Origin of the sequence: Nocardia sp. JCM 34519.1 (genome assembly GCF_020361265.1) — a bacterium.
Taxonomy (GTDB): domain Bacteria; phylum Actinomycetota; class Actinomycetes; order Mycobacteriales; family Mycobacteriaceae; genus Nocardia; species Nocardia arthritidis_A.
Map to the genome: position 1 here is coordinate 89,027 of NZ_JAIRBR010000008.1, position 22,086 is coordinate 111,112.

The 22,086-nt window shown below is 66.2% G+C and carries 3 protein-coding genes (1 of these 3 running past the window's edge); 1 reads left to right on the forward strand and 2 read right to left on the reverse strand.

From position 1 onward, the window contains the following. On the reverse strand, positions 1 to 4,640 hold the 5' end (the start) of the coding sequence (locus tag LGY53_RS21020) for a non-ribosomal peptide synthase/polyketide synthase (RefSeq protein WP_225728603.1). It extends 15,841 nt beyond the left edge of the window; 4,640 of the gene's 20,481 nt are visible here — the first part of the coding sequence; its start codon is at positions 4,638 to 4,640; its stop codon lies beyond the left edge, outside the window. Beyond that, positions 4,640 to 19,687, reverse strand: a complete 15,048-nt coding sequence (locus LGY53_RS21025) for a non-ribosomal peptide synthetase (RefSeq protein WP_225728400.1) — start codon at positions 19,685 to 19,687, stop codon at positions 4,640 to 4,642. The genes LGY53_RS21020 and LGY53_RS21025 overlap by 1 nt, the downstream gene beginning before the upstream one ends. A gap of 501 nt (positions 19,688 to 20,188) precedes the next feature. Here LGY53_RS21025 and LGY53_RS21030 point away from each other — a divergent pair. Further along, on the forward strand, positions 20,189 to 22,084 hold the full coding sequence (locus LGY53_RS21030) for an AfsR/SARP family transcriptional regulator (RefSeq protein WP_225728401.1): 1,896 nt from the start codon (positions 20,189 to 20,191) through the stop codon (positions 22,082 to 22,084). Positions 22,085 to 22,086: the final 2 nt, after the last annotated feature.

Below are 22,086 nucleotides of genomic sequence, written 5' to 3' on the forward strand. Positions count from 1 at the left end.
ACCAACACCTGCGCGAGCCGATCCGATAGGCGATCGAGCTCCCGATACGAGACCGTGGCGTCACCGCAGCACACCGCAACCGCATCCGGTGTCCGAACGGCTTGCGCCTCGAACAACTCCGGCACGGTGGCATCGGAGACGTCCGCGGCGGTGCCGTTCCACCGGCGCAGCACCAATTCCCGTTCCTCGCCCCCGAGCACATCGACCGCGCCGACCGGCGCATCCGGATCGGCCACCACCTGCCGCAGCAGGCGGACGAACCGCGCCGCCATCGTCTCGACCGTCGAGCGGTCGAACAGATCCGTCGCGAATTCGACCAAACCGCTCCACGCGTGATCCACCGGGGCGTCGGCGATATTGAAAAACAGATCGAACCGCGCGGTCGCCGTTGTAGCGGGATGGGGTTCTACCCGCACACCGGGCAATTCGAGCTTCGGCAGCGTGTTGTTCTGGAACGCCAGCGACACCTGGAACAACGGGTGATGCGCCGCGGAGCGAACCGGATTCAGCAACTCCACCAGCAATTCGAACGGAACATCCTGATTCTCGTACGCGGCCAACGCCTTTGCCCTGACCTGCTCCAGAATCTCGGTGAACGACGCCGACGGATCGACCTCCGCACGCAACACCCATGTGTTCACGAAGAACCCGACCAGATCGGCGAGCGCGTCATCGGTGCGACCGGCGATCGGCGAACCGATCGGAATGTCCTCCCCCGCACCGAGTTTGAGCAGCAATACGGCCAGCGCCGCCTGCAATGCCATCGACGCCGTGGCACCGGCACCGGCCGCCAATCGCTCCACCGCGGCGCGGGTTTCGAGATCGATGTCGAAGCCGACGACATCGCCGCGGTAGCTGGCCGATTTCGGCCGCGGCCGATCGGTGGGCAAGCGCAACTGTTCCGGTACGCCGTCGAGTTCGCGCCGCCAATACTCGAACTGCCGCGACAACACGCTATCCGGATCGATGGACGACCCGAGTAAATCCGCCTGCCACAGCGAGTAATCCGCATACTGGACCGGCAGCGGATCCCACCCCGGCGAAGCGCCCGCGACCCGCGCCGCATACGCGACCGACAGATCTCGCAGCAGCACCGCCGCCGACCACCCGTCACCGGCGATATGGTGAATCAGCAACACCAACACGCACTCGTCGGTGCTATAGCGAAAGACGCTGGCCCGTATGGGAATTTCCGACGACAGATCGAACCGATACCGCACCGCCGCGGTCACCGCCGCATCCAGCTCGGCCGCGTCGACGCCGGTCACCGACACCGGCACCGCGATATCCTCGGCATCCAACACCCGCTGCACGGGCGCACCGTCGACCTCCCGGAATACCGTGCGCAGGCTCTCGTGCCGAGCGACCACATCGCCGAGCGCCGCCGCGAGCGCCGCCGCATCGAGCGCGCCCGTCAACCGGGCGGTCACCGGCATGTTGTAGGTGGCGGACGGCCCTTCCATCCAGTGGATGAACCACAACCGCCGTTGCGCGAACGACACCGGAACCTCTTGCGGCCGTTGCCGAGCCAGCAGCGCCGGACGCATCCGCTCACCCGTATCCATCCGGCGCGCCAGTTGCGCGACAGTCGGGGCATCGAAGACCGTCCGGATCGGGACCTCGATCCCGAGTACCGCCCGGATCCGGCTCACCAACCGGGTGGCCAGCAGCGAATGACCGCCCAGCGCGAAGAAGCCGTCGTCGACGCCGACGCGGTCGCGGCCGAGCACCTCGGCGAACAATTCGGCCAGCAATTGTTCGCGGACACTGCCCGGCGCCCGGTACGCCACCGACGACCTGAGCTCCGGGATGGGCAGCGCCGACCGATTCACCTTTCCGTTGGCGGTCAACGGAATCGAGTCGAGCACCACGACGGCCGCGGGCACCATGAAGTCCGGCAGCCGCTCGGCCACGAAACCACGCACGTCCGCCCCGTCGATGCCATCGGCGACCACATATCCCACCAACTGCTTGTCACCGGTATCGGTCTCGCGCGCCACCACCACCGACCGGGAGACCGAAGGATGCTGTGCCAGAATGCTTTCCACCTCACCGGGCTCGACCCGGAAACCACGGATCTTCACCTGATCGTCGACCCGGCCGACGAATTCCAGCACCCCGGCGCGATTCCAGCGCACCACATCGCCGGTGCGGTACAACCGGCCGCCGGAGGAATCGAAGGGATCGGCGACGAACCGTGCCGCGGTCAGCCCGGCCCGGCCCCGGTAGCCCCGCGCCAATTGCGCACCGGCGACGTACAACTCGCCCGGTACGCCGACAGGTACCGGAGCCAACGCCGAATCCAGCACGTACACCTGGGTATTGGCCACCGGAACGCCGATCGGCACTGCACCCGATACTTCATCGGGCACGGCCATCGAGGTCACATCGACGGTCGCCTCCGTCGGACCGTAGAGGTTGTCGATCCGCAGCCCCGGGCACAGCGCACGCCACGCGTGCACCAGCTCGGCGGTGAGCGTGTCCGCACCGGTGTGAACCTCGGTCAGGCTCTCAAATGTGTGCTCCGGCAGTGTCTTCGCATGGTCGGCCAGTACCGCGAGCAACGGCGGTGTCGCGAAGATCTTCGTCACCGACCGGGCCGCGACCAGCCGCGCGATCTCCACCGGATCCGAACGCAGCTCACCCGCGATCACCAAGGTCGCACCACCGCACAGGGCGGGCCAGATCTCATACGTCGAGGCATCGAACGCCACCGACGAATGCACCAGGACCCGGTCTCCAGAACCCGCCGACCACGCCTGAGCGACCAGGTTCACCACGTTGCGGTGGGTGATGGCAACACCTTTCGGCACACCGGTCGAACCAGAGGTGTAGATCAGGTACGCCAGATTCGCGGGCCGTACCGCGACAAGGCCACCGAGCTCGGCGTCATCCAACGGCGTATCGAGATAGAGATGCGGTATCGCGTTGCCGGGCAGCACCTTCGCGGTGGCCGCATCGGTCACGACAACCACCGGCGCGGCATCGGCGAGCACGAACGCCAACCGATCCGACGGGTACGCCGGGTCGATCGGCAGATACGCACCACCCGCCTTCAACACCGCGAGGTATGCGACGACCAACTCCACCGACCGCGAAAGCGCCACCGCGACGACCTGATCCGGGACCAGCCCGCGCGAGATCAGGCTGCGCGCGAGCCGATCCGCCCGAAGATCGAGTTCCCGGTAGGTGAGCGCGGAGTCACCGCAGACCACGGCGTCCGCATCCGGGGTGCGCGAGACCTGCGCCCGGAACAACTCGAGCACCGTGGTGTCCGGAACGTCGACGGCGGTCTCATTCCATCGGTGCAGGACGAGTTCGCGTTCAGCGTCGTCCAGCACATCGATCGACCCAACCGACCGGCCCGGATCCGAAATCACCAGCCGCAGTATGGCTGTCAGCCGCGCCACCATCGCCTCGACCGTGGCGCGGTCGAACAGATCCGTCGCGTATTCGGCGTGGATATCCCACCCGGCCGCGGCATCGACGATATTGAATACCAGATCGAATCGCGACGTCGTCGCGGCGAGCGCATAGGGTTCGAATACCACCCCGGGCAATTCCAGGGTGGGCCCGGCATTGTTCTGGAAGCTGAGCAGCACCTGGAACAGCGGATGATGCGCCGAGGAGCGGACCGGATTCAGCAGCTCCACCAGCAATTCGAATGGAACATCCTGATTCTCGTACGCGGCCAACGCTTTCGCCCTGACCTGACGCAGCAGCTCGGTGAACGATGCCCCGGGCACCACGATCGCGCGCAGCACCCACGTGTTGACGAAGAACCCGACCAGATCGGCCAGACCCTCATCGGTGCGCCCGGCGATCGGTGAGCCGATCGGAATATCCTCGCCCGCACCGAGTTTGAACAGCAGCACGGCCAACGCCGACTGCATGACCATCGCCGCCGAAACACCTTCGCGGGCGGCGAGACGTTCCACACCGGCCCGAATCTCCGGATCGATACCGGCGACGACAACATCACCGCGATAGCTCGCCAACCGCGGACGCGGCCGATCGGTCGGCAACGGCAACTGTTCGGGCACGCCCGCGAGCTCGCGCCGCCAATACTCGAACTGTTGGGAGAGCAGGCTTTCCGGGTCGGTCGACTCGCCGAGCAGCTCCCGTTGCCACAGCGTGTAATCGATATATTGCACCGGCAGCGGTGCCCAGTCCGGCGCGCGCCGCTGTCTGCGCGCCGCGTACGCCGTCGACAGATCCCGCAGCAGCGGCGCCATCGACCAGCCGTCACCGGCTATGTGGTGAATCAGCAGCAGCACAACGCATTCGGTGGCGCCGCACCGTATTACCGTGACGCGAATCGGGATCTCGGTGGACAGTTCGAACGGATACCCCGCCGCATCGGCGATCGCCGCGTCCACCTCGGCGGCGGGCAGGTCGGCGAGCGCGATCGGCACCTCGACGTCGTCGAGCACCTGTTGCGTTGGTACACCGTCGATTTCGACGAATATCGTGCGCAGGCTCTCATGCCTTGCGACCACGTCACCGATCGCGGCGGCGAAGGCCGACTCGTCGAATTCGCCACGCAGCCGGACCGCGACCGGCATGTTGTACGCGGCGGACGGTCCGTCGAGCCGATGGATGAACCACAACCGGCGCTGTGCGTAGGAAAGCGGAATCATCACAGACCCACCTCTCGGCTCATCTTGCGCAGAGCTGGTCGCCGCGCGGGGGCCAGCTGTGGCCATCGTTGTGCGAGTTGGGCGACGGTCGGCGCGTCGAAGATGATGCGCACCGGCACCTCGACGCGCAGTACGTCGCGGATCCGGCTGGCCAGGCGGGTGGCCAACAGCGAATGGCCGCCCAGCGCGAAGAAGCTGTCGTCGACGCCCACCCGGTCACGCCCGAGGATTTCGGCGAACAATTCGGCCAGCACCCGTTCCCGTTCGCTACTCGGTGCGCGATATTCCGCCGCGGCGGCGAACTCCGGATCGGGCAGCGCCGCACGATCGAGCTTCCCGTTCGCGGTCAACGGCACCGACTCGAGCACCATCACCACGGCGGGAACCATGAACTCCGGCAATCGCTCGGCCGCGAACCGGCGCACATCGGCGGGCATGAGGGTGTCCTGCGGATTGTTGGCGTATGCGGCCGGATCTCCCGAAATGGCCTGCGGTGCGAACACATCGGTGAGTGGCCGGTCCTGGGCCGCCGCGGCGTCGATGAAGACCGCCTCCATCCGACCCGGCTCCGCGGACCAGGTGACCGCGGTCGCGTATCCGAATCGCCGGCCTAGCACATACAGGTCCTCGGGCAGCAGACCCGCACTCGCGCGCTCGGGCACCGCGTCGAGTACGCCTTCGAAACCCGCTGCGAGGGAGCCGTTTTGCCGACTCTCGACGGCTCGACCGGACCGTATGCACTCGGTGACCGCTATTTCACCGAGCAGCCCCGCATGCGGGATGCCGACAACCCGAATTCCGTCGGGGTGTCGGGTACGCAGCAGTTCGCACAGCCAATCATGCTCGCGGAATTCGGCTTTCGGTACATCACGCACCGACAGCGGCTGCACCGGTGACTTGCGCAGCACGACGTCGTAGCGGTAGCGGCTCAACTCGTTGACCGAATACCCACGCTTCAACTCGATATCGACGGCGTCGAAGCCACCGACGCCGAGGAAGTACTCCGGCGCGACCAACAGTTCGCGCTCGGCGAGGAGACTGCGGCGCACCCGATCCCGGACCGCGCCGGGATCATCGCCGCCGTTTCGGGTGATCTGCACCGCGGTGACGAATTCCTCGAGCAGCGCGAGATTGCGGACATCGCCGACGAATACCGCGCCACCGGGGGCCAGTACGCGGTGCACCTGCTCGAGGACCCGGCGCAGGTAGGCCTCCCCGGGGAAGTACTGCACGACCGAATTCAGCACCACGGTGTCGAAACGACCTTCGGGCAAGCCATCCGGATCGTCGGCCGCTTGGACGCTGGTGACGACGCGATCGACCCATTCCGCGTCCAGTCCCGCCAGATGTTCCTGGAGCGTGTGTATGGTGGCGGCGGAAAAGTCTGTCGCCCAATACTCTTCGCAGTCGGGTGCCAGCTGCGAAAGCAGCAGACCCGAGCCGACGCCGATCTCCAGCACCCGCCGCGGCCGCAGCGCGCGGATCCGCTCGACCGTTGCCATCCGCCATTCGCGCATCTGCGCCAGCGGTATCGGGGCGCCGGTGTAACTGCTGTTCCAGCCGCCGAAATCCGAGCCGAATCCGGATCCGTTGCCGTTGCCGTTGCCGTTTTGTTTCCCGTTCCCGCCGTACAGATCCTCGTACACGCGGCGCCACTGCCCCACCAATTCGTCCTCGCCGGCCACGGGACCGGACCGGTCGGCAACCACGTAGGCGACCAACTGTTTGCCGCCCGTATCGGTCTCCCGCGCGACTACCACGGCTTGCGACACCGAAGGGTGTTGGGCCAGTGCGCCTTCCACCTCGCCGGGCTCGACCCGGAATCCACGGATCTTCAGCTGATCGTCGACCCGGCCGACGAACTCCAACAGTCCCGATGCGGTCCACCGCACCACGTCCCCGGTCCGATACAGTCGGCCCCCGTCCGGATCGAACGGATCGGCCACGAATCTGGCCGCGGTCAGCCCTGCCCGGCCGTGGTAGCCTCGCGCCAATTGCGCACCCGCGACATACAATTCGCCGGGCACGCCCACCGGCGTCGGCGTCAGCCCCGAATCCAGCACGTACACCCGCACATTGCCGAGCGGACGGCCGATCGGTACCGCGCCGCCGATGCCCGGCAACGCGTCGTAATCGGTGACGCACGCCGTCGTCTCGGTGGGACCGTATCCGTTCATCACCTGGGCGCCCGGATATTTCGCGGTCAGCTTGTGCACCACATCCGCCGTCAGCTCGGCGCCGCCGACGATGATCCGCCCCAGCGTCCGCAGCGGTGCGCCCGGCACGGATTCGGCGTGGTCGAGCAGCGCCGACAACATCGGCGGCGTCGCGAACATCTTGGTGACCGACCGGGTTTCGATCAATCGCGTGATCTCCGCCAGATCCGAGCGCCGCTCGGCCGCCACCACCAGGGTCGCCCCGCCGCACAGGGCGGGCCAGATCTCGTACGTGGAGGCGTCGAACGCCACCGAGGAATGCGCGAGTACTCGATCCTCGGGGCGGACGGTCCACGCCTCGGATACCAGGTTCACCACGTTGCGGTGGGTGATACCGACGCCTTTCGGCACACCGGTCGATCCGGATGTGTAGATCACGTAGGCCAGATTCGACGGGTGTACCGCACCGAGCCGGTGGCCCCGCACACCATTGGTATTCGGTGCGTCGAGATGAATGCGCGGTATCTCGGTGTCGGGCAGGAGTTTCGCGGTGGCGGAGTCGGTCACCATGACCACCGGCGCGGCATCGGTGAGCACGAACGCCAACCGATCCGACGGGTAGGCCGGGTCGATCGGCAGATACGCGCCACCGGCCTTCAGCACCGCGAGCAGCGCGACGATCAGTTCGGCCGAACGCGGCAGCGCCACCGCGACAATGGTGTCTGGACCGGCCCCGCGCGAAACCAACACCCGCGCAAGATGTTCCGCTGTCGTATCGAGCTCCCGATACGACATGTGCGTGTCGCCGCAGACGACCGCGACCGCGTCCGGGGCGCGAAGGACCCGCGCCCGGAACAATTCGGTGACGGTGGTGTCGGCGACGTCGGCAATCGTGTCGTTCCACCGGCGCAGCACCGATTCCCGTTCCTCGGTGCCGAGAACGTCGATGGTGCCCACCGGTGTGCTGGGCTCGGACCCGATCGACCGCAATATCCGAACGAATCGGGCCGCCATCGCCTCGACCGTCGAGCGGTCGAACAGTTCGGTCGCGTATTCGACCAACCCGCTCCACGCGCGACCTGCCGGGGCATCGGCGATATTGAAGAACAGGTCGAACCGCGCGGTCGCGGTGAATGCGGGATGCGGTTCGATCCGAACGCCGGACAGCTCCAGCACCGGCAGCGTGTTGTTCTGGAACGCCAGCGACACCTGGAACAACGGGTGATGCGCCGCCGAGCGAACCGGATTCAGCAACTCCACCAGCAATTCGAACGGGACATCCTGATTCTCGTAGGCGGCCAACGCCTTCGCCCTGACCTGGCTCAGGATCTCGCCGAACGTAGCCGAGGCGGTCGGCTCGGCCCGCAGCACCCAGGTATTGACGAAGAACCCAACCAGGTCGCTCAAAGCCTCGTCGGTACGACCCGCGATCGGCGACCCGATCGGAATATCTTCCCCGGCACCGAGTTTGAACAGCAACACCGCCAGCGCCGACTGCAACACCATCGACACCGTCGCGCCCTCGCGAACCGCCAGTCTTTCCACCGCATTACGAATCTCGGCATCGATCTCGAACAACACCATGTCACCGCGATAACTCGCCACCCGAGGACGCGGCCGATCCGTCGGCAACCGCAACTGCTCCGGCAACCCGTCGAGCTCACTGCGCCAATACTCGAACTGCCGCGAAAGCACGCTGTCCGGATCCGTGGCCGATCCCAGCAGATCCTGTTGCCACACCGTGTAATCCGCGTACTGCACCGGCAGCGGCTCCCACCCCGGCACACGATGCGCGAGCCGCGCCGCATACGCCGTTGTCAGGTCGCGCAGCAGCGGCGTCATCGACCAACCGTCACCGGCGATGTGATGGATCAGGACGACCAGCACACATTCCTCGCGCCCCGTGCGAAAAACGTTGGCGCGGATGGGCAGTTCCGACGATAGATCGAATCGGTACCGCACCGATTCGGTCACCGCCGCATCCAGCTCGGCGGCGTCGACACCGGTCACCGTCACCGGCACCTCGACGTCGTCGGCCGCCAGCACCCGCTGCACGGGCGTGCCGTCCGCCTCGACGAAGATCGTGCGCAAACTCTCGTGCCGCGCAACGACATCGCCGACCGCGGCCGCGAACGCCGACGTATCGAACGCGCCCGTCAACCGGACCGCCAAGGCGATGTTGTAGGTGGCCGACGGTCCTTCCAATCGATGGATGAACCACAGCCGCCGCTGTGCGAACGACAGCGGGACCACCTCCGGCCGCGGCCGCGCCGACAGCATCGGCCGCACCTGCACACCCGAATCCAGTCGACTCGCCAATTGGGCGACCGTCGGAGCGTCGAAGACCGTGCGAATCGGCACCTCCACCCCGAGCACCGCCCGGATCCGGCTGGCCAGCCGGGTCGCCAGCAGCGAATGACCGCCCAGCGCAAAGAAACTGTCGTCGACCCCGACCCGATCCAGCCCGAGAATCTCGGCGAACAACTCTGCGAGCATCTGCTCCTGAATGGTGCTCGGCGCCCGATATTCCGCTCCGGAGCCGAATTCCGGATCCGGTAGGGCCTCGCGATCGAGCTTCCCGTTCGCGGTCAACGGCACCGAATCGAGCACCATCACCACCGCTGGCACCATGAACTCCGGTAACCGATCACTCACCCACCTGCGCACCTCCGCCGCCAACAGGCCGGATTGCGGGTTATTGGCGCGCGGTATCGAATCATCGACCGCCGCAGGCACATACACGCCCGTCAGCGGTCGGTCGCCGACTGTTGCGGTGTCCAAGAAGACCGCATCCATCCGACCCGGCTCCGCGGACCACGTCACCGCGACGGTGTAACCGAGCCGCCGCCCGAGTTCGTGCAGATCCTCGGGCAGCACACCCGCCTGCGCGTCGACGGGATCGAGTACCCCTTCGAAACCGGTATCGTCGATCAGCCCGGCATGCGGGATACCGGTTACCCTGATGCCTTCGGGATTTCGTTCGTGCAGCAACCCGAGAAGCCGATCGTGGTCGCGGAACTCGGCTTTCGGCACATCGGCGACCGATACCGCATCGGCCGGGGTCGCGCGCAGCACGACATCGTAGCGATATCGGGTCAACTCGTTGACCGCGCGCCCGCGCTTGAGCTCGATATCGACCGCGTCGAAACCCGTTGCCGCACAACATATGTCGACGAAGAATTCGGGGGCAAGCAGCAATTCCTGCTCGGCGGCGATATCCCGGCGCACTCGGTCGGCGATCGCCGCCGGATCGTCGTCGCCGTGCCGCGCGAGCTGCACCGCGGTCGCGAATTCCGGCAGCAGCGCCAAATTCCGGACGTCACCGACGAATACCGCGCCGCCGGGCACCAGCACGCGCGACACCTGTTCGAGCACCCTGCGCAGATATGCCGCCCCGGGGAAGTACTGGACCACCGAGTTCAGCACCACGGTGTCGAAGTAGCTCTCCGGCAGTCCGGCTGTGTCGTCGGCGGTCCGGACGCTGAGCGAGACCCGACCGGCCCAGTCCGTGCCGATCTCGCGCAGGCGATGGTCGAGCGCCGCGATGGTGGCGGCGGAAAAGTCCGTCGCCCAATACTCTTCGCAATCCGGGGCCAACCGGGCCAGCAGCAACCCCGACCCGACACCGATCTCGAGCACCCGCCGAGGACGCAGCCCGCGGATGCGGTCGACGGTCGCGGACTGCCACTCGCGCATCTGCTCCACCGGGATGGGCATACCGGTGTAGCTGCTGTTCCAGCCGCCGAAATCCGCGCCGAATTCGGGCTCGGTCCGAGTCGTTTCCGTCTCGGCGGCACCGGAATACAGGTCGTCGTACACCCGGCGCCACTGGCCGACCAGTTCGTCCTCGCCGACGGCGGGCCCGGTCGTATCGGCGACCACATAGCCGATCAGCTGTTTGCCGCCGTTATCGGTATCGCGGGCGACCACCACCGCCTGAGAGACCGAAGGATGTTGGGCGAGTGCGCTTTCCACCTCACCTGGCTCTACCCGGAATCCCCGGATCTTCACCTGGTCATCGATTCGGCCGACGAACTCCAACTGCCCGTCGGGATTCCAACGCACCACATCGCCGGTGCGATACATCCGGCCACCGGACCGATCGAACGGATCGGCGACGAACCGCGCCGCCGTCAATCCGGCCCGGCCCCGATAGCCGCGCGCCAATTGCGCACCGGCCACGTACAGTTCGCCGGGTATGCCCACCGGCACCGGTACCAATCCCGAATCCAGCACGAACACTCGGGTATTGGCCACCGGGCCACCGATCGGCGCCGCCGGACCGTGGATCACCTCCGGCACCACCGACGACGTCACATTCACCGTCGCCTCGGTGGGTCCGTACAGGTTGTCGATCCGGACATCCGCGCACTTGCTTCGCAGGGCGCGGGCCAGTCCCGCCGTCAGCGTATCGGCGCCCGTATTCACCTGCGCCAGACTCCGGAAACAGTTGCCGGGCAGCGTTTCGGCGCGCTCGAGCAGTGCGGACAGCAGCGGCGGCGTCGCGAACATCTTCGTCACCGACCGGTGCTCGATGAGCCGGGTGAGCTCCGCTGGATCGGCGCGCCGCTCCCGCGCCACCACGGCTGTCGCACCGCCGCACAGGGCAGGCCAGATCTCATAGGTCGAGGCATCGAACGCGACCGAGGACTGCACCAGCACCCGATCCCCGGGACCGGCCGCCCACGCCTGCGCGATCAGGTTCACCACGTTGCGGTGAGTGATACCAACACCTTTCGGCACGCCGGTGGAGCCCGACGTGTAGATCACATATGCCAGATTCTCCGGTCGCGGAGTCGCGGCAGGGATGAGCTCGGCTCGGTCTCGCGCCTCGTCGACGTACAGATGCGGTATCACGCTGTGCGGCAGTACTTTTCCGGTATCGCGATCGGTCAGGACGACCAGCGGGTCCGCGTCGGTGAGGATGAACGCCAACCGATCCGACGGATACGCCGGATCGATCGGCAGATACGCGCCGCCCGCCCGCACCACCGCGAGCAGGGCCACGAGCAGCTCTGCGGATCTGGGCAACGCGACGGCGACGATCCGATCCGGGCCGACCCCATGGGAAATCAGGGCACCCGCCAGCTGGGCGGCGCGTGCATCGAGCTCCCGATACGTCAACGAAACGTCACCGCACACCACCGCGACCGCGTCCGGGGTAGCGGCGATTCGCGCATCCATCAGCCCGACGAGGGTGGTGTCCTCGACCGCGAGCGTGGTTTCGTTCCACCGCCGCAATACCAGCTCGCGTTCCGCGTCCCCGAGGATATCCACCGACCCCACCGGCAGATTCGGCTCCGACACGATCAGCCGCAGCAGCCGCACCAATCGCCGCGCCATCGCTTCGACCGTGCTCCGGTCGAACAGCTCGGTCGCGTATTCGACGAAGCCGTTCCACCCGTAACCCGCCGGGGCGTCGGCGATATTGAAGAACAGATCGAAGCGAGATGTCGCGGTGGAGGCCGGGTAGGGTTCGATCCGCACACCCGAAAGATCCAGGGCAGGAAGGGTGTTGTTCTGGAACGCCAGCGACACCTGGAACAACGGGTGATGCGCCGCCGAGCGAACCGGATTCAGCAACTCCACCAGCAATTCGAACGGGACATCCTGATTCTCGTAGGCGGCCAACGCCTTAGCCCTGACCTGCTCCAGAATCTCGGTGAACGATGCCGACGGTACGACCTCCGTCCGCAATACCCAGGTATTGACGAAGAAGCCGACCAGCTCGCTCAATGCCTCATCGGTACGACCGGCGATCGGCGACCCGATCGGAATATCCTCTCCCGCACCGAGTTTGAACAGCAACACCGCCAGCGCCGATTGCAACACCATCGATACCGTCGCACCCGTGCGGGCGGCCAACCGCTCCACGCCGGTGCGGGTTTCGCGATCGATATCGAACAGCACCATGTCACCGCGATAACTCGCCACCCGAGGACGCGGCCGATCCGTCGGCAACCGCAACTGCTCCGGCACCCCGTCCAGCTCACGCTGCCAATACGCGAACTGCCGCGACAGCACACTGTCGGCATCGCTCAACTCCCCCAGCAACTCTCGCTGCCACAGCGTGTAGTCCACGTACTGCACGGGCAAGGGGGCCCATCCAGGTGCGCGCCCGGCGAGACGCGCACCGTACGCCACCGACAGATCACGCAGCAGCGGCGTCAGCGACCAGCCGTCACCGGCGATGTGGTGCATCAGCAGCACCAGCACGGATTCCTCGTCGCCACAGCGAAAGACGGTGGCGCGTATGGGTATTTCCGAGGACAGATCGAATCCGTAACGCGCCGCGGCGGTCACCGCCTCGGCAAGCCCGGCATCATCGGTCTCGGACACCGTCATCGGCGGCTCGACGTCATCGGCGTTCAGAACCCGCTGCGACGGAACGCCATCGGCGTCGACGAAGATCGTGCGCAGGCTCTCGTGCCGGGCGATGACATCGCCGATCGCGGCACGCAAGGCCGCCGCGTCCACGCCGTACAGGCGGACCGCCAACGCCATGTTGTAGGTGGCGGAACGGCCTTCCAACCGATGAATGAACCACAGCCGCCGCTGCGCGAACGACAGCGGAACGACTTCCGGCCGTGGCCGTGCCGACAGCATCGGGCGCACCTGCACGCCCACGTCCAACCGGTCGGCCAGTTTGGCCACCGTCGGAGCATCGAAGATCGTCCGTATGGGCACCTCGACTCCGAGCACCGCCCGGATCCGGCTGGCCAAACGGGTGGCCAGCAGCGAATGACCGCCCAGCGCAAAGAAACTGTCGTCGACTCCGACCCGGTCGAGTTCCAAGATCTCGGCGAACAGCTCGGCCAGCAGGTGTTCCTGGATGGTGTTCGGCGCCCGGTATTCCGCTCCCGAAGCGAATTCCGGATCCGGCAGCGCCGCGCGATCGAGTTTCCCGTTCGCGGTCAACGGCAGCGAATCGAGCACCATCACTACCGCCGGCACCATGAACTCGGGCAACCGCTCGGCCGCGAACCGGCGCACCTCGCGGCCGTCGAGCCGTTTCGCGCCGATGTGCCCATTCGTTTCGGCCCGGTCACCGGTCACATAGCCGACCAGCCGAGTACCGCCGTCGCCTCCGACGTCGCGCGCGACAACCACCGCCTGCGAGACCGAAGGATGCTGTGTCAGAACGGCTTCCACCTCACCGGGCTCCACCCGGAAGCCACGGATCTTCACCTGCTCGTCGACGCGTCCGACGAACTCCAACTGCCCGTCGGCATTCCAACGCACCACATCGCCGGTGCGATACATCCGGCCACCGGACCGATCGAACGGATCGGCGACGAACCTGGCCGCCGTCAACCCGGCCCGGCCGTGATACCCCCGCGCCACCTGCGCACCGGCGATATAGAGTTCGCCGGGTACCCCGACCGGCACCGGCAGCAGCCCCGAATCCAGCACGAAGGCACGAACATTGGCCAACGCCGAGCCGATCGGCACCGGACCGTCCGCCGATATGCCATCGGCCGCGAACATGGTGGCGAATACGGTGGTTTCCGTCGGACCGTAACCGTTCGCAACGGTTTTCAGCCGACGAACCACCGCCGAGGAGAGTTCGGCTCCGCCCGCGATCACCTGGGTCAGGCTCCGGAATGGATCGCCGGGCGACGCCGCCACTTGATCGAGCAGTATCGATAGCAGTGCCGGTGTCGAGAACATCTTGGTCACCGACCGTTTCGCGACCAATCGGATGATCTCCGCCGGATCCGAGCGCTGTTCCGCCGCCAAAACCACCGCGCCGCCGTGCGTCAGCGCGGGCCAGATCTCGTAGGTCGACGCGTCGAAGGCGATCGAGGAATGGACGAGCACCCGCTCGCCGAGGCCGGCCGACCAGTCCTGGGAGACCAGGTTCAGCACGTTGCCGTGCGTGATGCCGACGCCCTTCGGCACACCCGTCGATCCGGAGGTGTAGATCACGTACGCCAGATTCTGCGGTCGCACAATCCGATTCATATCGGTCCGGCCCGGGATCTCGGCGGTGTCGAGCTCCAGCCGCGGTATTCCCGTGTCGGGCAGGATCCTCCCGGTGTCGGAGTCGGTCACGACGATCACCGGCGCGGCATCGGTGAGGATGAATGCCAACCGATCCGACGGGTAGGCCGGGTCGATCGGCAGATACGCGCCACCGGCCCTCAGCACCGCGAGCAGCGCGACGATCAGCTCCACCGAGCGCGGCAATGCCACCGCGGCAACACGGTCGGGGCCCACGCCACGCGAAATCAGCACCCGTGCAAGCCGATCCGCTCGACTATCGAGTTCCCCGTAGGTCACCTCCGTATCGCCGCAGAACACGGCGATCCCGGTCGGCGTTCGGGCGGCCTGGGCCCGGAACAGTTCGGTGACGGTGGCACCCGCGACGGCGGCGGCCGTCTCGTTCCACCGCCACAGCACCGCCTCACGTTCCTCGGTGCCGAGCACATCGATCGTCCCCACCGCGGCGCCCGGATCCGACACCGACTGCCTGAGGATCCGTACCAGCCGCTCCGATATGGCCTCGACCGTCGGCCGATCGAACAGGTCGGTGGCGTATTCGATGAATCCGTCCCATCCGCCGTTCGCGCGGTCGCCGATATTGACCGTCAAATCGAATCGCGATGTGGCGCCCGCCGGCGGCAGCGGCTCGACCTCGACCCCGGGCAGTTCCAGCGTGTCCAGGGTGTTGTCCTGGAAGCTCAGCAGGACCTGGAACAGCGGATGGTGCGCCGCCGAGCGCGCCGGATTCAGCAGCTCGACCAGCAATTCGAACGGTGCGTCCTGATTCTCGTACGCGGCCAACGCCTTTGCCCTGACCTGCGCAAGGATCTCGCGGAAAGTCGCTGCCGGAGCGACGGTTGCCCGCAGCACCCAGGTGTTCACGAAGAAACCGACCAATTCGTTCAGTGCCTCATCGGTACGACCCGCGATCGGCGACCCGATCGGAATATCTTCCCCGGCACCTAGTTTGAACAGCAAGACCGCCAACGCCGATTGCAGCACCATGGATACGGTCGCACCCTCGCGAACCGCCAACCGCTCCACCGCGTTACGAATCTCGGCATCGATCTCGAACAACACCATGTCACCGCGATAACTCGCCACCCGAGGACGCGGCCGATCCGTCGGCAACCGCAACTGCTCCGGCAGCCCCGACAGCTCACTGCGCCAATACTCGAACTGTTCGCGGACAAGGCTTTCCGGATCGTCGGACGACCCGAGCAGATCCTGTTGCCACAGCGTGTAATCCACGTACTGCACCGGCAGCGGCTCCCACTGCGGCGCACGGTTGTCCACGCGCGCCGCATAGGCCAGCGACAGATCGCGCAAGAGCGTCGCCGCCGACCAACCGTCGCCGGCGATGTGGTGCAGCAGCAGTACCAGCACGGATTCGCCGACGCCGCACCGGAATACGGCCGCCCGGATCGGAATCTGGGTGGACAGGTCGAATCGGTACCGCTTCGCCTCCGAAACCGCCTCGGCTATTTCGGCCGGAGCCACCTCGGCGATCTCGACCGGCACCTCGACGCCGTCGGCATCGAGAACCCGCTGTGCCGGAACGCCGTCGACTTCGACGAAGACCGTGCGCAGACTTTCGTGCCGCGCAACGACATCGGCGACCGCGGCCCCGAACGCCGACGCGTCGAACGCGCCGGTCAACCGCGCGACCACCGGGATGTTGTAGGTGGCGGAAGGTCCCTCCAGCCGATTGATGAACCACAACCGGCGCTGCGCGAACGACAGCGGAATAACCTCCGGACGCGGCCCGCTCAACAGTTTCGGGCGCACCCGTATACCCGAATCCAACCTGAGCGCCAATTGGCCGACCGTCGGCGCGTCGAAGACCGTCCGAATCGGCACCTCGACCCCGAGTTCCGCCCGAATCCGGCTGATCAGCCGGGTGGCGGACAGCGAATGGCCGCCCAACTCGAAGAAATTGTCGTCGACGCCGATCCGGTCGCGCCCGAGTACCTCACCGAACAGCTCCGCGAGTACGCGTTCCCCGGTGTTGCCCGGCGCCCGATATCGCGCCGAGGACACCAATTCCGGATCCGGCAGCGCCCGGCGATCCAATTTCCCGTTCGGCGTCAACGGTATCGACTCGATAACCATCACCACCGCGGGCACCATGAACTCCGGCAATCGGCCGGCGGCGAAACGGCGCACCGCGCCCCCGTCGACCGTGCCGTTGCCGTCGGTGACGACATAACCGATCAACCGCTTATCGCCATCGGCGCCGTCGCGGGCCACCACCACCGCATGCGATACCGAGGGGTACTGGGCGAGTGCACTTTCCACTTCGCCGGGTTCGATCCGAAAACCGCGAATCTTCACCTGGTCGTCGGCCCGGCCGACGAACTCCAACACCCCGGCGCTGTTCCAGCGCACCACATCGCCGGTGCGGTACAGCCGCCCACCGGATCCGAATGGATCGGCGACGAATCGGGCCGCCGTCATCCCGGCCCGTCCGTAATACCCCCGCGCCAACTGCGCACCCGCGACATACAACTCACCGGCGACGCCGACCGGCACCGGCGCCAGATCCGAATCCAATACGTAAACCCGCATATTCCCGAGCGGGCGCCCGATCGGGCTGTCACCCCGAGTGCCGGAGGACGCCGACAGTTCCAGCTTCGTCACATGCACCGTGGTCTCGGTGATCCCATACATATTCACCAGCGCGGGTCCGTCGCCGCGATCGCCGGAATACCAGGGGCGCAGATGAGTGTCCTGCAATGCCTCTCCGCCGAATATCACCATGCGCAGGGCCGAATCGGTGTCGCCGCGAACCGATCGGGCCTCGGCCAGTGCGCGAAACGCGGACGGGGTCTGATTGAGAATCGTGACCCCCCGGTCGACGACCAGATCCCACAATTGCGCCGGTGTGCGCACCACATCCCACGGCACGACGACGACCCGGCCACCGTGCAGCAGCGCACCCCAGATCTCCCACACCGAAAAGTCGAATGCCTGGGAATGGCACCAGGCCCACACGTCATCGGCGCCGAATTCGCACCACCCGGCGGTGCTCTGGAAAAGTGACACCACATTGCGGTGGGTGACGGCGACGCCTTTCGGCGTGCCGGTGGAGCCGGAGGTGTAGATCAGATAGGCGAGGTTGCCCGGCAGCGGATCGATCGGCGCCCCCGCCCGCTCCGTGCCGGACTCCTCGACGAGCAGGTGCGGAATCCGGGTATCCGGCAGGGTTTTCGAGGTGGCGGCATCGGTCAGGATCGCGACGGGTGCGGCATCGTCGAGAATGAATACCAACCGGTCCGTAGGGTAGGACGGATCGATCGGCAGGTACGCGCCGCCGGCCTTCAGCACCGCGAGTATGGCGACAATCAGCTCCACCGACCTCGGCAATGCCACCGCCACAACGCAATCCGGACGCACCCCCGATGCGGACAAGGTCCGCGCGACACTGTCCGCCCAGCTGTCCAGCCGCCGGTACGACAGCTCAACCGCACCGGACACCACCGCCACCGCATCCGGCGTCCGGCGCACCCGATCCTCGAACAGCCCGACCAATGTCGCGTCCGGATCGGTCGGCACCGCCGTGTCGTTCCAGGTCTGCACCACCAGACGCCGATCGGCGCCGAAGATGTCCACCGTTCCTATCGGCGCCCCCGGATCGGAAATCGCCTGCCGCAGATAACGGGATATCGATCCGAGATAGCCGCGCAGATCGTCCTCGGAATACAGCTCGGAATCGCCCTCGATCCGCAGCTGGCCACCGCGGGCCGATTGCTTTTCGTAGTAGAACAGTATCGATAGGTCGCCGCGATTACCCGCCGAGTAGACCTGGAGATCGGCCGTCCCGCCCGGCATTCGCAGCGCGCCGAAGAAGGACATGACGTTGATGACCGGACCGAGGGAGTTCCCATCGAGACCGGGTATTCCCATATCCCGCCGGATATCCGACATCCCGTACCGGAAGTGGTCCCGGTCGCTCGCGATGCTCGCACCGATCCGGCCCGCCAACGCGCCGAGCGAGAGGTCCCGGCCCGAATTGATCAGCAGCGGAACGGTATCCGAAAGTTGGCACGGCGTATTACCGACGATACCGCCTCGATTCGATACCGGTATCTGTACGCAGAATTCGTCTCGCGACGCATAGCGACGCACCGCCGCCGCCGCGACGGACATCAACAGATACGGCAGCTTGACACCGGCGGATCGCGCCGATTCGGACAATTCGTCGAGTTCTGCCCGCGAAAGGTCTCGTGTGCAACCGATTCGGCCCGGCCGCGCGCCGCCGTTCGCGCTACCGGGAAGTCTGAGCGGTTCGATTACCGCCGGTATCCGGCCGCGCCAGTATTCCCGGTCGACGGCCCGCCGTTCGCGGCGATATGAAAGGTCGCTGTCGACGATATCGTCGATACGCACGAATTCCGATGGCCCGACGGGAATTCCGGTCGTCAGCGCGCCGTACACGTCCAGAACGCGTTGGGCCCAGGCCGCGACGCCGACACCGTCCATGATGATGTGGTGAAAACACATCGCCAGGAAGTAATGATTGTCACCGAGTTCCAGCAGTGCGACCCGTAGCAGCGGATCGCGCTCCAGATCGAAGCCCAATTCCCGTTCTCCGGACATATATTCGAATGCCGCGGATACCGGATCCGGCGCCCGGGTGAGGTCCAGCAACACCGGCGACCAATCGCTGGTATCGCGCTCGATCTGCATCGGGCCGTCGGCGCAGCGGACGAAGTTCACACCGAGTGCCTCGGACTCGGCGAATGCCCGCCGCAGCGCGGTGACGAAAAGTCGCTGTTCCAGTTCGGCGTGAATGTCGATGTAGATAAGACAGTTGTTGGGAACATCCGACAGCTCGTGTGCCAGCCACAGCTCATGCTGAATCGAAGTGAGACTGCGCAGGCGCGATTTGTTACCGGATTGCATGGCAAACTTCCTCGCTTATCACCGTTTATCGGGCGATACGATCCTGTGTCGATCGAATAGGTCTTCCGCGGCAAGCGCCTCGGCTACGGTCCGCCGCTCAGCGGCTGGGTGGACCTCGGCGTTCATCCGAAGCCCGATCTCCGCACACTCGACGACGCCGGCCCCGACACGCGCTTCGCGACGCACCGCCACGGACTTTGTGGCCCGGTGCGCCGACATTGGCGACCCGACTGGTGCACACCACGGCCAGGCCCACAGTTGAACGCTCGACCACGGCCGGGTGAACTATTGTGAACCACAGGCTTTTTCGATTGGCCAGGAAATCGAGGCCCCGAATCCCGTTGCAGCACACCCGATCAGGATGTCCCAGTCCGCGTAATTGTCGCTGTACTCCCACATAAACGACTGGTCGGACAGTGTTATCGGTCGTTCTAGGCTTCAACTAGGCGTCAGCGGCCTATCCTCGTTGGTGGCAGCACATGGCTCAGGAGGGGTTTGTCCATGGCTCAACCGCAGATCAGATACGACGTGCTCGGTTCGTTCACGGCGTGGCGGGATGACCGTGAGATCGAGTTGGGCACGGCGAAACAACAGGCCGTTCTGGTTGCACTGCTCTTGGAAATGAACCGACCGGTAACAATGAATGCGATCATCGACGGGGTTTGGGGAGAACACCCACCCGGCGATGCGCGCAATGGCGTGCAGACCTACGTCAGCCGATTACGCCGGGCGCTCGCACCGCGCCCGGCGCGCAATATGTCGGAATCCGCGCTGGTGTGGGCCGATACCGGATATGTGTTACACGGCAACCCTTCACTTGCGGATTACGTTGCCTTCGACCGGCGTATCGGAACCGCCGAACAATACTGGCGCGAAGGCGACCTCGCGGCGGCGGCCGCGCACACCAATGCCGCGCTGGAGCTCTGGCGCGGCGAACCGTTCAGCGGACTGGCCGGTCCCACAATCGAGGCCGAGCGCCGACGACTACAGGAGCGATATCTGACCTCGCTCGAACTCCGGGCCGGGATCAAACTCGCCCGCGGCAGGCATGCCGAGGCGGTCGCCGAACTCGTCCCACTCGTCGTGTCCTATCCACTGCAGGAACGGTTTCGGGCGCTGCTGATGCTCGGCCTCTACCACTGTGGCCGCCAGGCCGAGGCGTTGATGGTCTTCCAGGACGCGCAGCGCCGCCTCGCCAACGAGGTCGGCATCGAGCCGGGCCGGGAACTGCGCGAACTGCACCGGCGGATCCTGCGCGACGAGATCGAACCGGCGTTCGGCGAATCAACCGGCGGCATCACCGATTTCATCGGCCGCGACCTCGAATTGCGTCGGCCGCACACGATCACGCCGGTGCCGGAGGTCGCCGTGCCCGAACCGGCGGGCACCGCGGCCGATGCCGGCGAGCCGAGCCGCAACCAGTTACCCGGCGATATCGCCGACTTCACCGGCCGCAGTATGGAATTGGACAGCCTGCTGGCCGACGTACCGCCGCGGGCGGCCGCCCACCGCACCGTATTGATCGAGGCCATCGATGGCATGGCCGGTGTCGGCAAGACGGCGCTGGCGATACACGCGGCCCATCTACTCAGCGGCCGCTATCCGGACGCCCAGCTCTACATCGACCTGCACGGGTACGCCACCGACCGCGAACCGGTCGACCCGATGGCCGCGCTGGCACAGCTCCTCCGTGCGGTGGGCGTGCCGGACGAGACGATGCCCGCGGACCTCGATGCCCGAGCCGCCCTGTGGCGCACGCGAATCGCCTCACTTTCGGTGCTGCTCGTCCTGGACAATGTGGCCGACGCGGATCAGGTTCGGCCGCTGCTGCCCGGGACGCCCGACTGCCTGGTCCTGATCACCAGCCGCCGCCGGCTCATCGACCTGGAAGTCTCCAGAACCCTTTCGCTGGATGTACTTTCGCGCGAGGACGCGACGACGCTGTTCACCAGCATCGTCAGCGACGACCGGGTGCTCACCCAGCCCGACGCGGTGGCAGAGACCGTCCGGCTGTGCGGTTATCTGCCGCTGGCCATCCGCATCGCCGCCGGGCGGCTCCGGGCCCGGCCGGTCTGGCCCATCGACCGATTGGCCAAACGACTACGCCAGCCGCGGAATCGGCTCGAGCACCTATCCGCGGGATCCCGCAGCGTATCCGCGGCGCTCACCGCCAGCTTCCAAGATCTGCCGACCGATCAGCAACGCGTATTCCGGCTGCTCGGGTTGCGGCAGGGGCGCAGCTTCGATATCGACGCCACCGCCGCACTGGCCGATATCGATGTGGATTCCGCCGAGCGGATCCTGGAAGCCCTCGTCGATGTGCATATGCTGGAACAGGTTTTGCCGGGGCGCTACCGATTCCACAGCCTCGTCGGCGATTACGCCGCGATGGTGTAATC